Annotated in this window: 13 protein-coding genes; all 13 read left to right on the forward strand. The window is 60.3% G+C overall.

Translation table 11 applies throughout. The features are described 5' to 3' along the window. Positions 1–17 precede the first annotated feature (17 nt). The 13 genes from cobT to LZ012_RS03115 all read left to right on the forward strand — a co-directional run bounded on the left by cobT (position 18) and on the right by LZ012_RS03115 (position 13,964). The gene (cobT, locus tag LZ012_RS03055; protein WP_275707428.1) at positions 18–1,067 is read left to right on the forward strand and encodes a nicotinate-nucleotide--dimethylbenzimidazole phosphoribosyltransferase; all 1,050 of its coding nucleotides are present in this window, start codon (positions 18–20) and stop codon (positions 1,065–1,067) included. A 60-nt stretch (positions 1,068–1,127) separates the two neighbouring features. Then, entirely contained in the window at positions 1,128–1,886 is a 759-nt protein-coding gene (locus LZ012_RS03060; protein ID WP_275707430.1) for an adenosylcobinamide-GDP ribazoletransferase, read from the forward strand. A 227-nt stretch (positions 1,887–2,113) separates the two neighbouring features. Further along, positions 2,114–2,914 carry a nucleotide-binding protein gene (locus tag LZ012_RS03065; RefSeq protein ID WP_275707432.1) on the forward strand — a complete coding sequence of 267 codons (801 nt, stop codon included), beginning with the start codon at positions 2,114–2,116 and terminating at the stop codon, positions 2,912–2,914. Between the two features lie 7 nt (positions 2,915–2,921). Continuing rightward, positions 2,922–3,434, forward strand: a complete 513-nt coding sequence (gene cobC / locus LZ012_RS03070) for an alpha-ribazole phosphatase family protein (protein ID WP_275707434.1) — start codon at positions 2,922–2,924, stop codon at positions 3,432–3,434. A 10-nt stretch (positions 3,435–3,444) separates the two neighbouring features. Continuing rightward, positions 3,445–4,539: a putative lipopolysaccharide heptosyltransferase III gene (gene rfaQ, locus LZ012_RS03075; protein WP_275707436.1), complete on the forward strand. Its 1,095-nt coding sequence runs from the start codon at positions 3,445–3,447 to the stop codon at positions 4,537–4,539. After that, positions 4,536–5,678 (forward strand): glycosyltransferase family 4 protein, encoded by a 1,143-nt coding sequence (locus LZ012_RS03080; protein ID WP_275707438.1) that lies wholly within the window; start codon positions 4,536–4,538, stop codon positions 5,676–5,678. Before rfaQ ends, LZ012_RS03080 begins: the two co-directional genes overlap by 4 nt. Before the next feature lie 49 nt (positions 5,679–5,727). Continuing rightward, positions 5,728–7,485, forward strand: coding sequence for a lipid A export permease/ATP-binding protein MsbA (msbA, locus tag LZ012_RS03085; protein WP_275707440.1), 1,758 nt, complete (start codon positions 5,728–5,730; stop codon positions 7,483–7,485). Next, positions 7,485–8,570 (forward strand): glycosyltransferase, encoded by a 1,086-nt coding sequence (locus tag LZ012_RS03090; RefSeq protein ID WP_275707442.1) that lies wholly within the window; start codon positions 7,485–7,487, stop codon positions 8,568–8,570. Before msbA ends, LZ012_RS03090 begins: the two co-directional genes overlap by 1 nt. Continuing rightward, positions 8,567–9,397 (forward strand): polysaccharide deacetylase family protein, encoded by an 831-nt coding sequence (locus LZ012_RS03095; protein WP_275707444.1) that lies wholly within the window; start codon positions 8,567–8,569, stop codon positions 9,395–9,397. Before LZ012_RS03090 ends, LZ012_RS03095 begins: the two co-directional genes overlap by 4 nt. 53 nt (positions 9,398–9,450) lie before the next feature. After that, on the forward strand, positions 9,451–10,545 hold the full coding sequence (locus tag LZ012_RS03100) for a glycosyltransferase family 9 protein (protein WP_275707446.1): 1,095 nt from the start codon (positions 9,451–9,453) through the stop codon (positions 10,543–10,545). Continuing rightward, positions 10,542–11,741, forward strand: a complete 1,200-nt coding sequence (locus LZ012_RS03105) for a glycosyltransferase (protein ID WP_275707448.1) — start codon at positions 10,542–10,544, stop codon at positions 11,739–11,741. The genes LZ012_RS03100 and LZ012_RS03105 overlap by 4 nt, the downstream gene beginning before the upstream one ends. Further along, positions 11,738–12,883: a glycosyltransferase family 9 protein gene (locus LZ012_RS03110; protein WP_275707450.1), complete on the forward strand. Its 1,146-nt coding sequence runs from the start codon at positions 11,738–11,740 to the stop codon at positions 12,881–12,883. Before LZ012_RS03105 ends, LZ012_RS03110 begins: the two co-directional genes overlap by 4 nt. Then, complete coding sequence (locus tag LZ012_RS03115; protein WP_275707452.1) at positions 12,876–13,964, forward strand: CgeB family protein; 1,089 nt, start codon at positions 12,876–12,878, stop codon at positions 13,962–13,964. The genes LZ012_RS03110 and LZ012_RS03115 overlap by 8 nt, the downstream gene beginning before the upstream one ends. The last annotated feature ends 28 nt before the right edge of the window (positions 13,965–13,992 follow it).

Raw genomic sequence — 13,992 nt, forward strand, 5'->3', positions numbered from 1 at the left:
TGCTTTTGGAGAATCGGATGCATTCGTTTGAAATTAAGGTCCCCAACCGGGACATCGAAACTGCCCTGCAGCACAAGATCGACCGCAAGACCAAACCGCTCGGCGCGCTCGGCCTGCTCGAAAAGACCGCGCGCAAGATCGGCCTGATCCAGCAGACGCTGACCCCCAGCCTGAACAATCCGCAAATGCTGGTCTTCGCCGGCGACCACGGTGCTGCCAAGGCAGGCGTGTCGGCCTACCCGCAGGACGTGACCTGGCAGATGGTCGAAAATTTCCTGGCCGGCGGCGCGGCGATCAACGTCTTCGCTCGCCAGAACGGCTTCGGCCTGTCGGTGGTCGATGCCGGCGTGGCGCACGATTTTGGTGGCCAGCGCGACGGGCTGATCGACCTAAAGATCGCTCCCGGCACCGCCAACTACATCGAGCAGCCGGCGATGACCGCCGCCCAGTGCGCCCAGGCCATCGAGCAGGGCGCCGGCATCGTCCGTGGGCTGGCCGCCGCTGGCTGCAATGTCGTCGGCTTCGGCGAAATGGGCATCGGCAACACGGCGTCCGCCTCGCTGCTCACCCACTGCCTGACCGGCCTGCCGCTGGCCGAATGCGTCGGGCGCGGCACCGGGCTGGACGACGCCGGTCTTGCCCGCAAGCAGGATCTGCTCGAAACGGCGCTGGTCCGCTACCGCAATGGCGGCGGCGACAACGATCCGTTCACCGTGCTGGCCGAATTCGGCGGCTTCGAGATCGCCACCATGGTCGGCGCCATGCTGGCTGCTGCCGAAGCGAAGATGGTGCTGCTCATCGACGGTTTCATCGTCGGTTCCGCCGCCCTGGTCGCCTCCTGCCTGGCCCCGGCCCTGCTCGACTACTGCGTCTTCTGCCACCGCTCGGCCGAAGCCGGCCACCGCACGCAACTGCTCGCCATGGGCGCCGAACCGCTGCTCGACCTCGGCCTGCGCCTCGGTGAAGGCACCGGTGCCGCGCTGGCCTACCCGCTGGTCCAGGCGGCGGTGAATTTCCTTAACGAAATGGCCAGTTTCGAGTCGGCCGGCGTGTCGGACAAGGAATAGTCCCGCGTTTCCGCCTCCCGTTAGGGCTCCTGCGGGAGGCGGAAATCCGGAATTTTCAAAATGATCCGTCGCGAACTCGAATATTTCTTCGGCGCCATCCGCTTCTTTACGCGGCTGCCAGTCCCCGGCTGGGTCGGCCATTCGGCCGACGCGCTGAACCATTCGGCGCGCTATTTCCCGGCCGTCGGCCTGGTGGTCGGCGGCATCGGCGCGCTGGTCTACTGGCTGGCCCTGCATGTCTGGCCGCAACCAGTGGCCGTGCTGCTGTCGATGGCGGCGACTCTCTACGCTACCGGCGGCTTCCACGAGGACGGCCTGTCGGATACCGCCGACGGCCTCGGCGGTGGCTGGGACAAACAGCGCATCCTCGACATCATGAAAGACTCCCGCGTCGGCAGCTACGGCGTCATCGCCATGGTGCTGGCGCTGCTCGGCAAGTTCGTGCTGCTGTCGTCGCTCGCCCCAGCACTGGTGCCCTGGGCCTTGCTTGCCGGCCACGCCGTTTCCCGCTTCTGTGCCACTACGCTGCTGGCGAGCATGGATTACGTCCGCGAGGATGCTTCAAGCAAGGCTAGGCCGCTGGCGACGCGTATGTCAGGCGGCAATCTGCTGGTAGCGCTATGTTTCGCCGCAGCCCCGCTGGTGTTGTTGCCATGGTGGAAAGCGCTGGTCGGGGTGGCGTTGGCTGCCATGGCGACGCTGTGGCTGGCCGGGAAATTCCGACGTTGGCTGGGGGGCTATACCGGGGATTGTCTGGGGGCAGTGCAGCAGGTGGCGGAGATTGGGTTTTACCTGGGTGTGGTAATAAATTTGGCATAATTTTATTGGTGGCGGACGGATCTTTGTTTCGCTAGTTACTTTGATCGCACTCCATAAAGGCCAACTGCTTAACAGCTCCACATTTGATCATGCGGTTAACATTGCGTGCTACTTATCGAAAACGGTCGCGCATCGGAAGTTTCAAATCCAGAATTATTTGTGCCTGCATTACTGAACTGCAAATGTGTGAAGCTGCGGACGCGTGATCAATCTTCAAAGGTGATGTTGTGATCAAACAAGACGAAGCTATTGCACTAGTTACTGATCTTTCTCAGCAGCTAATAAAAATTGCAAACGAGACAAGAAATACAGGCGATTACCAGTCGGGATTCGAAAGAATTCGTAGGTGGAAGGAACGGGCATCCAACAAGATTTCGCTACAAGTAAATCAATTGGAAGGCGAAAAACTGAAAAATAAGCGGAAGGGCTCGTTCAGGATGGGGGACCCGGTTGGAAATGCTGTTGACGAAGCCAAAATGTACCTTGGTTTCTTGGATGCATTATTGGATGAACTGAAGAACCATCCTGACGAAGTGTTGGAGAGGCCGATGCCTGTGAAGGGGCTTGCTGCCATCGAAGAGCCTCAGCAGCAGAGAAGTAGCAATGCGGTATTCATCGTACATGGACACGACGAACTGAACTTGCTGCGAACCAAAGAATTGCTAAGAGATAGATGGGGGCTGGAGCCCATTGTTCTGTCGGGTCAGCCAGGGAAGGGGCGAACAATAATTGAAAAATTTGAGGGGGAGGCTCAAAGAGCGTCGTTTGCCTTTGTCTTGATAACTCCCGATGACCAAATCCAAAAAGACGAAAGTGGCTATAGCCAAGCGAGGCCAAATGTGATTTTTGAACTTGGCTGGTTTTATGGACGTTTAGGGCGTGAGCGCGTTTGTATTTTGTTTAAAGAAGGAACAAAAATTCACTCTGATCTTGATGGCGTGAGCAGAATTCAGTTTAAAGACTCAATTGCGGAGTCGATAGTAGAAATTGAGGCAGAACTTGTGGAAGCAGGGCTCCTCGCAATATAGAGCTGTAGTGCGCCTCCATCTGATCCGCCACCCCAAGCCCTTGATCGAAGCCGGCATCTGCTACGGCCGGCACGATTGCCCGGCGGAAGACACTGCTTCGGCGGCCGCCATGCTGTTGGCTGAGCTGCCTGCCGGGTTGCCGCTATGGAGCAGCCCCTTACGGCGTTGTCGCGACTTGGCCGAGCTCTTGCATCCTCAACCCGTCATCGACAACCGCCTAGCCGAGATGAATTTCGGCGCCTGGGAAGCGCGGCGCTGGAACGATATTCCGCGCGTCGAGTTGGATGCCTGGGCGGCCGATATCGCCGGCTATGCGCCACCGGGGGGCGAGTCGCCGCGCCAACTGCAGCGGCGGGCGCTGGATTTCGTGGCGTCGCTTGACGTCCCCGAAGCGGTGATCGTTACCCATGCCGGGGTGATCCGCACCCTGCTGGCGCATTGGCAGGGGCTGCCGCCGGAGCGGTGGACCGAACTGAACTTTGCCTACGGCTCCTGCACGCGGGTCGATGTCCCCCGGTAGAATGCCGGGCATGGAAAATTTCACCCCCCTGCGCGACGCGATTCCGGTCGGCGAAATCCGCCGCGTGCTGGTCATCAAGCTGCGCCATCACGGCGATGTGCTGGTCAGCTCGCCGGTCTTCTCGGTGCTCAAGGCGCATGCGCCGCAGGCCGAGATCGACGCGCTGGTCTATGCCGATACCGCCGGGATGGTGACGCTGCATCCGGCCATCGCGCAGGTGCATACCATCGACCGCAAGTGGAAGCAGTTGGGGGCGATGGGCCAGCTCAAGGCCGAACTGGCGCTCTACAACGCCCTCAAGGCGCGCGGTTACGACCTGATCATCCACCTCACCGAGCATTGGCGCGGCGCCTGGCTGTGCCGGCTGCTCAAGCCGCGCTGGGCGGTCGGGCCGGTGGTAAAGGGGCGCAGCAAGCGCTGGAAACAGAGCTTCACGCACCTGCAGACCATCCATAATCCGCAGCGCCACATGGCGGAGACCAACCTCGATTCGCTGCGCCGGCTCGGCATCCAGCCGGGGCCGGATGAACGGAAGCTGACGCTGGTTCCGGGGCCGGCAGCCGAAGCGGTGGTGGCGGCGCATCTGGCCGGATTCGGCCTGCGCGGCAAGGATTTCATCCATGTCCATCCGCCCTCGCGCTGGTTCTTCAAGTGCTGGCCGGTCGAGCGCATGGCGGTGCTGGTCGAACGCTTGCAGGCGGCCGGTCACGCCGTGGTGCTGACAGCCGCGCCGAGCCAGGACGAAAAGAACATGCTGGAAGCCATCCAGGCGCGGCTGGCCAAGCCGGCCTTCAGCCTGTCCGGCCAGTTGTCGCTGAAGGAACTGGCGGCGCTGACCCAGGCGGCAAAACTGTTCATCGGCGTCGATTCGGCACCCATGCATATCGCGGCGGCCGTCGGCACGCCGACCGTGGCGCTGTTCGGCCCCTCCGGCGACAAGCAGTGGGGGCCGTGGGGCGTGCCGAGCCGCGTTATCGCCAGCACCGTTCACCCCTGCCGGCCGTGCGGCCACGACGGTTGCGGCGGCGGCAAGGTCAGCGACTGCCTGACCTCGATTGCCGTCGACGAGGTGATGACGGCGGCACAGGAACTGCTCGGCGCGTGAAGATCGCCATCGTTCGCCAGCGTTACAACCCGTTCGGCGGTGCCGAGCGTTTTGTCGAACGCGCGCTCGGCGCCCTGGCCGGCGACGGGGCCGAGGTGACGCTCATTACCCGGAGCTGGGATGGCGCACCGCGTGAGGGTTTCCGGCAGATCACCTGCGATCCGGCCTATTCCCGGTTGCTTGGCGGACGGGCGGCGCGCGACCGCAGTTTTGCCGCGGCGGCGCAGGCCGAGATGACCCAGGGCGGTTTCGACATCACCCAGTCGCACGAGCGCATTGCCGGCTGCATGATCTTCCGCGCTGGCGACGGCGTGCATGCCGCCTGGCTTGATCATCGGGCGCGCATCCTCGGCCCGCTGCAACGGGCGACCCAGCGCTGGTCGCCGTATCACCGCTACGTGCTGGGCGCGGAAAAGGCGATGTTTGCGCACCCGGCCCTGCGCGCCGTGATCTGCAACTCGCAGATGGTGGCCGACGAAGTAGCGCGCTACTACGGCGTCGCCCACGACAAGCTGCAGGTAATCTACAACGGCGTCGATACCGAGGTGTTTCATCCCGGGCTGGCTGCTGAATTTCGCAAATCGCTGCGCGCCGCCAACGGCATTCCCGACGAGGCACCGCTGCTGCTCTTCGTCGGCAGCGGCTTCGAGCGCAAGGGCGTGCCGCAGTTGCTGCGCGCCGCGGCACGCATGCAGCGCACCGATGCACGCATCGTCATCGTTGGGGCCGACCGCAAGCTGAAAGCCATGCGGAAGTTGTCCGAACTGCTCGGGCTGAGCCGGCGCGTGCTGTTCACCGGGCCGCTCAAGGATGTCCGCCCGTGGTACGGCGCGGCTGACGGCTTCGTGCTGCCGACGCTCTACGATCCGTGCCCCAATGCCGCGCTGGAAGCCCTGGCCTGCGGCCTGCCGGTAGTTACCTCGACGACCTGCGGGGCGCAGGAATGGGTACGTTCCGGCGACAATGGCTGGGTGGTCGATGCCGTTGATATCGACGGCCTGGCCCAGCGCCTCGACGATCTGGCTGGACTGGCCGGCAATGCCGAGGCCCGGACGGCGGCGCGCGCCGTGGCCGAACCGCTGACCCTGCCGGCGATGGCCGACCGCTTGCTGACCCTTTACCGTGCGCTGGGCCGCTGACGCGGCCAAGGTATAATCACCGGTTCTACTTTTCGCTTCAAGGATTTGCATGTCTGATGACATGACCAGCCGTGAGCTCTACCTCCGGCTGCTGGCCTATGTCCGCCCGTACTGGAAGGCCTTCCTCGCCGCGCTGGCGTGCATGGGGCTGGCCTCGCTGGCGGAGCCGGTCTTTCCGGCGATCATGAAATCGCTGCTCGACGACGGTTTTTCCAAGGCCAACGGCCCGTGGGACTGGCTGTTCTACCCGCTGGCCATCATGGGCATCTTCCTCGTCCGCGCCATTTTCGGTTTTCTCGGTGACTACCTGATGAGCTGGGTGTCGAGCAACGTGGTGGCCGAATTGCGCCAGGCCATGTTCGCCCGCATGGTCCGCCTGCCGACCCGCTACTACAGCGACAACCTGTCCGGCCGCCTGATGTCGCGCATCGCCTACGACGTGACCGGCGTCGCCGGCGCGGCGACCAATGCGCTGACCTCGCTGATCAAGGACTCGCTGTCCATCGTCGGCCTGCTCGTCTGGCTGCTCTGGCTGAACTGGCAACTGACCCTGATCACGCTGAGCGTCGTCCCCTTCATCGCCGTCGTCGTGCGCGTTTTCAGCAAGCGCCTGCGCAGCGTGGCGCGCGGCCAGCAGGAGTCGATGGGCAAGATCACGCAGGTGCTGCAGGAAGCCATCGAGGGCCACAAGGTGGTCAAGATTTTCGGCGGCCAGGCCTACGAGGAAGACCGCTTCTACCAGTCGGTGCGCGAGCAGCGCCGGCTGGCCATGCGGGCGACCATGGCCTCGGCAGCGCAGAGCCCGCTGGTCCAGTTCTTCGCCGCCTCCGGCGTCGCCATCATCATGGGCGTCGCCCTCAAGCAGGCATCGAGCGACCAGACTACGGTTGGCAGCTTCGTTTCCTTCGTCACTGCCATGCTGATGCTGATGGCGCCGCTGAAGCGCGTCACCGACGTCAATGCGCCGATCCAGCGCGGCCTGGCGGCAGCGGAAAGCGTCTTCTCCCTGATCGACGAGGATGCCGAGCCGGACAGCGGCCAGGAAGACCTCGGCCGCGCCCAAGGTCTGGTCGAGTTCGACAAGGTCACCTTCACCTATCCCGGCGCCGAACGGCCTGCCCTCGACGGCATGTCGCTGACCCTGCGCCCCGGCGAGTGCGTCGCGCTGGTCGGCCCGTCGGGCAGCGGCAAGACGACGGCGGCCAACCTGCTGCCGCGCTTCTATGCGCTCGATGCCGGCGAAATCCGCGTCGACGGCCATGCCCTGCCCAACATCCGCCTCAATAGCCTGCGCGACAATATCGCGCTGGTCAGCCAGGATGTGGTGTTGTTCAACGACACCATCGGCGCCAACATCGCCTACGGCGGCAAGCGCGATGCGACGCTCGACGAAATCCGCGCTGCGGCAAAGGCGGCGCATGCGCTGGAATTCATCGAAGCCCTGCCCGATGGCCTGGACACCATGATCGGCGAGAACGGCGTCAAGCTGTCCGGCGGCCAGCGCCAACGCCTGGCCATCGCCCGCGCCATTCTGAAGAACGCACCCATCCTGATTCTCGACGAAGCGACCTCGGCCCTCGATACCGAATCCGAGCGCCACGTGCAGGCCGCCCTCGACGAGCTGATGAAGGGGCGCAGCACGCTGGTCATCGCCCACCGCCTGTCGACCATCGAACGTGCCGACCGCATCATCGCGCTGGCCCACGGCCACAAGCAGGAAGAGGGCTCACACGCCGAACTGCTCGCCCACGACGGTCTGTACGCCCGCCTGTACCGCATGCAGAAGGCGGAAGAGGTCGCCGTCTGATGCGCATCCTGCACACCGAGTCGTCCAAGGGCTGGGGCGGCCAGGAAAACCGGACGATGAACGAACTGGTCACCATGCGCGACCGGGGGCATACGCTGGCCGTCGTCGGCCGGCCCGGGGCGCGCATTCTCGAACGGGCCAAGGAAGCCGGTTTCGAGACCTTCGTCGTCGATATGCGCGGCGCCATCGACCTGCCGGCGATCATCCGCCTGCGCTCGGTCATCAAGCGCTTCAACGCCGACGTCGTCAATACGCACAGCGGCCGCGACACCCAGCTGGCCGGCATGGCGGCACGCACGCTGTTCAATCGCCCGGCCATCGTCCGTACCCGCCACCTGGCGCTGCCCATCACGTCGAAATTCACCTACAGCGTGCTGCCCGACCATGTCGTGACGGTCAGCAAGTATGTCGAGAATTACCTGGTCGAGGCCGGCGTGCCGCGCGATGGCATCACCACCATCCCGACCGGCGTCGATTTCTCGCGCTACGACCGCGCCGCCGTACAGGGCAACCTGCGCGAGGAACTGGGCCTGCCGGCCGATGCCCTGCTGGTCGGTACGGTCGCCATCCTGCGCGCCAAGAAGGGCCACGCCGAAATCCTCGATGCGGCGCCGGAAGTGCTGGCGCGCTTCCCGAACGCCCATTTCGTCTTCGCCGGCGACGGCCCGCAGACCGACAACCTGAAGGCGCGCATCGCGGTCGACGGGCTGGAAGGGCGCATCCACCTGCTCGGCCTGCGCCGCGACGTGACCAACGTCCTCGCCTCGCTCGACGTCTTCGTCCTGCCGACCCATCAGGAAGCGCTCGGCACCGCCTTCATCGAGGCCGGCGCGATGGGACTGCCGGCAGTGGCGACGCATGTCGACGGCGTGCCGGAAGTGATTCTCGAAGGCAAGACCGGCTATCTCGTGCCGGCCCATGACGGCCAGGCGCTGGTCGAGCCGCTCGTCCGCCTGCTGGCCGACCCGGTGCTGCGCCAGTCGATGGGTGCGAACGCCATCGAATTCGTGCACCGCAAGTTTGCCCGCGAAGTCATGGCGCAGGGCATGGAAGCCTTGTACGAGCGCCTGCTGGAGGAGCAATGAGCCTCGGGCAGCCGCTGCCCGTGCTGATGTATCACCACATCAGCCCGAAACCCGGGCTGGTGACCTGCTCGCCGGACAATTTCCGGGCGCACATGCAGTGGCTGGCCGACAACGGCTGGAAAACCCTGTCCACCGATGAGTTCGCCCAGGCGCTGACGGACGGTGTGATGCCGAAGAAAAGCGTGCTCGTCACTTTCGACGACGGCTATCTCGACAACTGGGTCTATGCCCACCCGGTACTCAAGGAATTCGGCCAGCGGGCCACGCTGTTCCTGATCACCGGCTGGATGGGCGAGGGCGAGGTTCGCCCGCATGCCGGCCAGCCCGGCGTGCCCGATGTGCCGACCCACGGCCAGGCGATGGCTGCGGCCGCCGACGGTAAGCTCGACACCGCCTTCCTGCGCTGGTCGGAAGTCGAAGCCATGCGTGCCGCCGGCACTTTCGATTTCCACTCGCACACCCACAGCCACACCCGCTGGGATCGCCAGATCGCCGATCAGGGAGAACGCGACCAGGCGCTGGCCGACGACCTGGCTGCTTCGCGCGCCACGCTGGCCGCCCGCCTCGGCGAGGCCAGCCCGCACCTGTGCTGGCCGCAGGGCTATTACGACGCCGCCTACCAGCGCGTGGCGCAGGCTGCCGGCTTCACCCACCTGTACACCACCGCACCGGGCGTCGCGCGCCGCGACACCGACCCGGTTCGCATTCCTCGCCTGGTCGTCAAGGATAAGCCAGCCAACTGGTTCTGCGGACGGATGGGCCTTTACGGCCGGCCGCTGCTGTCGGCGCTGTACCTGGGCCTGAAGTCAGGCAAGAAAGGATTTTGATGCGCTTGCGCTTGCGTGAATCAATTCTCTACCAATGGCTATACCTAAAGCGAATGCTCGACCGGAGGGCGCGTCCAGCCCAGGAACTCGGCACGCCGGCCATCCGCCGCATCCTGGCAATTTCCTGCACTGCGCTCGGCGATACGCTGCTGTCCACGCCGGCTCTGCGCGCGTTGCGCCAGACCTATCCGCAGGCCCACATCACTCTGCTCGTCCATCCCTCGCTGCAGCAACTATTCACCGGCTTGGCCGAGGTCGATGAGCTGATCCCCTACGACGGCAAATGGCGCGGTTTCCGCCGGGCCGCCCGACAGCTCAAGGGCTTTGACCTCGCCGTCATCCTTCACGGCAATGAGCCGCAGGCGACGCCGCTGGCCTACCTGTCTGACGCCCGCCACATCTTCAAGCTACCCAACAACAACCGCTGGAATTTCCTGCTCAGTAATCGCGAACCGGTGCTCGGCTGGGACGATCTCGGTCATGGCATCGACCAGCGCTTGGCGGTGGCGAAACTGGCTGGAGCGGTGGGCGAATTCGAGCGGCGCATGACCGTGCCTGCCCATGCCGCTGGCAAGGCGGCGGTGGATGCGGCGCTGGCCGAGCGCGGCTGGCAGAAGGCGACCATCGTCGCCTTTCAGCCGGGCGCTTCGACCATGAGCCGGCGCTGGCCGCGTTCGCGCTTCATCGCGGCGGCCATATCCATGGTTAAGGCGCGCCCGGAACTGCGCTTCGTGGTCACCGGTTCGCCAGCCGAAGCAGCCCTGTGCCAGGAAGTGGCGGCCGGCATCGAGGCGGCCGTTCCGTTCGCCGGGGGGGCGCGGGCTTGGGCTTCGGCCGGGCAATTGCCGCTGATTGCCTTGCCCGACCTGTTGCGCCGTTCCAGTCTGTTGGTCACCGGGGATACCGGACCGATGCATCTGGCGGTGACGGTGGGTACGTCAGCTGTCGCGCTGTTTGCAGTGTCTGATCCGGCTCGCTCTGGTCCCGGCTACGACGTCGACAAGCATGTCATCATCCGCAAGTGGCGGACCTGCGATCCCTGCTATTCGAAGAACTGTCCCTACGCCGAGCCGATATGCATGGACAATATCACGGTCGATGAGGTGGTGGCCGCCGTCGATGCCATCCTGAGCCGGGGGGCGGCATGAGCTCTCCGAAACGCATTCTGCTGCTCGACACTGGCAACGAATGGGGTGGCGGCACCAACAGCATGTTTGAGTTGCTAAAGCGCATCGACCGCACGCGGTTCGATGTGACCTGCTGTTTCTACAAGGACTACACAAAGGGCAAGGGCGGCCGTCTGCTGTCCGATGAACTGGCTCATATCGGTATTCCGCTACTTCTATTGCCGATACGCAAGCAACCGCTGTGGGCCAAGCTGGCCAAGGAGTTGGTCCGCGGGTTGCTGTTGTGGTCCGGCCGTCTCAAGAAGCGGGGGGTTTTCACAATTGAAATGTTGTGGCGGATCAAACCGCGGACTGCCCTTCTGCATTCTTTACTCAGGGAGGGCGGCTATGACATGCTCTATATGAATAACCAGCCATCATCTAATATGGAGGGGTATTTGGCTGCTGAATTATCGGGAATTCCAGTGGTTCAGCATGCTCGAATTGATGTTTCGTTGGAGCGATACGAGATTTCGGTCGTTAATAGGATCGCCACCAAGGTCATCTGCAATTCTCATGGTTTGGCTAACTCACTATGTATGCAGGGAGTTTCTCCCGAGAAAATAATTGTTGTTCATAACGGCATTGATTTGTCGACACCCATTCCAGAAAAGGCTTGTTTTGACAGGAATGGCCAGGAACTAATTCTTGGAACTGTTGGCTCCTTGGTGGCTCGCAAATGTGTAGATCATTTGATCTTATGCTTGGCAAAACTCAACCATGAACTTGGTATACCCTGCCGTTTGATTGTGCTGGGGGAGGGGCCGGAACTCAATCGCCTTGTACAAATTGCCAAGGAAAATTCGATCGATTCATCCGTGATTTTTGTAGGATTTAGCCAAAACCCGCTGGAATGGATGCAGCATTTTGATATTTTTTTATTTGCTTCCAGGCAAGAGGGGTTCGGTAGGGTTTTAATTGAAGCAATGCTATGCAAGGTTCCAATAGTCAGTGCAGATGTTGTAGGTCCCAACGAGGTCGTCCAGCATGGAGAAACTGGCTTCTTGTACCCACATGGGGATATTGACGCGCTGGTTAACTACGTATCGTTAATGAATTCAGATGCTGCTCTGCGGCAGCATTTGGGGGAAGCAGGATTCCGCCGCGTTGTGGCCAAATTCTCAATTGAAGCCTATATCAGTGGGGTGGCAATGGTTTTTGCTGAGGCAATGGCTTGATTTATTTAGTGCTGACTTGGCTGGCTGCACCAATATTGTGGTGCATTGCTGCTCGAAGGCGACGTCCAACCAATCGTGTTTTGGTCATCCAGACTGCCAAGATTGGTGATTTCATTGCGACGACGCCGGTTTTTCGAGCCTTGCGCATTCGCCATCCGGGAATGGAGATCGTTGCTTTATTGCATCCTGTCAATATTCCGTTGGCCAAGCAACTGGATACCATTGACCGTATCGTGACTTTGCCTAAGCACGGCTTCAAAGGGTGGAATGGCAAACGCTGGCTGCTAAAACAACTGGCCGAAGGTTACGACGGGGTTTTAATTCTTAGCCCAAACCTCACTAATCTGCTTGTTCCATTTTGGGTGGGCGTGCCCAAACGGGTGTCGGTGCTGGCAGACCGTCGGCGAGGTAGCGTTCGCTTGGCTTGGCCCTTTCTGACTCATGGTGAGCCCCATCGAGTTGGGCAGCTTTTTCGCGAAACGGCTTTACGGGCCTTGGTTGGGCTCGGCGTTAACGTTGATGCTGCTTTGCTGGCACTTCCCAACGAAGCGCGTGGAGTACCAAATGGTATGGCCCGGCTGGACAAGTTGCCCACGGACAAAAGCCGTCCGCTCGTTGGCTTTGGTCTGGGAGCCGGCAATCGGATGAAGGCTCTGGATCCGTCACAAATTGAGGCATTTGCCAGCCAGATTATCAAACGAACGGAATCAATCCTGGTGCTAATTGGCACGGAAGCTGATCGGGCTACTGCAGATACATTGAGCACTTATCTGCAGTACGACCGAGTTGTCGATACGACTGGCCAATGGCCACTCGATGAATTGCCCATTCTTCTAAAAGCTCTTGACTGCTTTGTCGGTGTCGATTCTGGGGCTACCTACCTAGCTGATGCACTGGGTGTGCCAGTTGTTGACTTTATGGGGCCGGCTGATGCTGCGGATCAGCGACCAATTGGCAAACGTGCGATTGTTATCCACAGTACTGAGCCTTGCGCGCCGTGTTCACATGCATTTGACGCACCTTACGCTTGCCGTTTTGGTACGCGGGCATGCATTGCCCACGCACCTATCGAGAGGTTAGTTGACGAGGTGCTTCGTATTTTAAAAACACAGGCTGAAATAGTTAAAGTTGATCATGAATAGTTTGAAAAAAGTACTCATTGCTTATTCGTCTAATCCGCCTATTATTGCAGATCTGTCGGAGGCATTTGCGAAGCGCAATATTGATGTTGACTATGTTTTGGCGGACAAAAATACATGGTTTGATCGATGGATAATACGACGCTTAAATAAGCAGTTGCATAATCTTCGGATTTTGCCAAAAAATAAAACCGTTTTCTCCGATCATCCACTTGCCCATAAAAATTATCGGAGCACGGCGTTGAAAGAGAAGATTTCTTCCTTCAATCCCGATCTTGTCTTCGTGGTTAGAGGAATTGCATTCAATAACGATGCGCTTAATCAAGCGAATCGGCTGTTTGGTTGGTGGGTGGAGAAAGAAGAACGGACGCAAGAAGCCTTAGGGGAAATAAACCTATTTGACTGGTATTTCTTTTTGGCCGAATCTTCCGTGCAACAGGCCAAGGCAAGCGGCCACTGCAATGTAAGCTATCTAAGCCACATGGTTAATCCAAATCGTTTTCATAAAATAATTGGATTAGACAAGCGCTATGATGTTTGTTTTGTCGGGAATTGGTCTCCTCATAGACAAAAATTCATTGATGCGGTTTTGGAGGTGACGCCAAATGTTGCGGTATATGGCCGCAAATGGCGTAGGAACAATATCCGTAACGCTAAGGTGCTAAGGGCTATCAAGGGGCAGTGGATAGACGGGGAGCCGCTCAATAAGTTATATAACGAATCTCGAATTGTACTGAATGTGACCAACTGGGGGGCAGGCGTTGGTAAGGGAAGAAGTGGGATGAATATGCGAGTATTTGAGGTCCCAGCAAGTGGAGCTTTTCTCTTTACCGACGAATCGAGGGAAATGGATAACTATCTTAAGCCTGGATGCCATGTAGGTGTTTTTGATGAGAGCGATCTTCAGGGTTTTAAATCAGGATTAAGATATTATTTGGATAATCAGGATGTTCGGGAGTCAATAGCAATTGCTGGTGGCGCTCATGTTCGGAATAATTATACTTATGATAGTGCAGTTGAAAAGATAATATCGATTTACAATCATCTGCCTATATTTAATAAAGCTATGCCGATCTCGGATTGATTATGAATATCTGTAGATTGAAGTTTAG

The sequence above is a fragment of the Dechloromonas hankyongensis genome, from assembly GCF_022012295.1.
In the GTDB taxonomy this organism is placed as follows: Bacteria; Pseudomonadota; Gammaproteobacteria; order Burkholderiales; family Rhodocyclaceae; genus Azonexus; species Azonexus hankyongensis.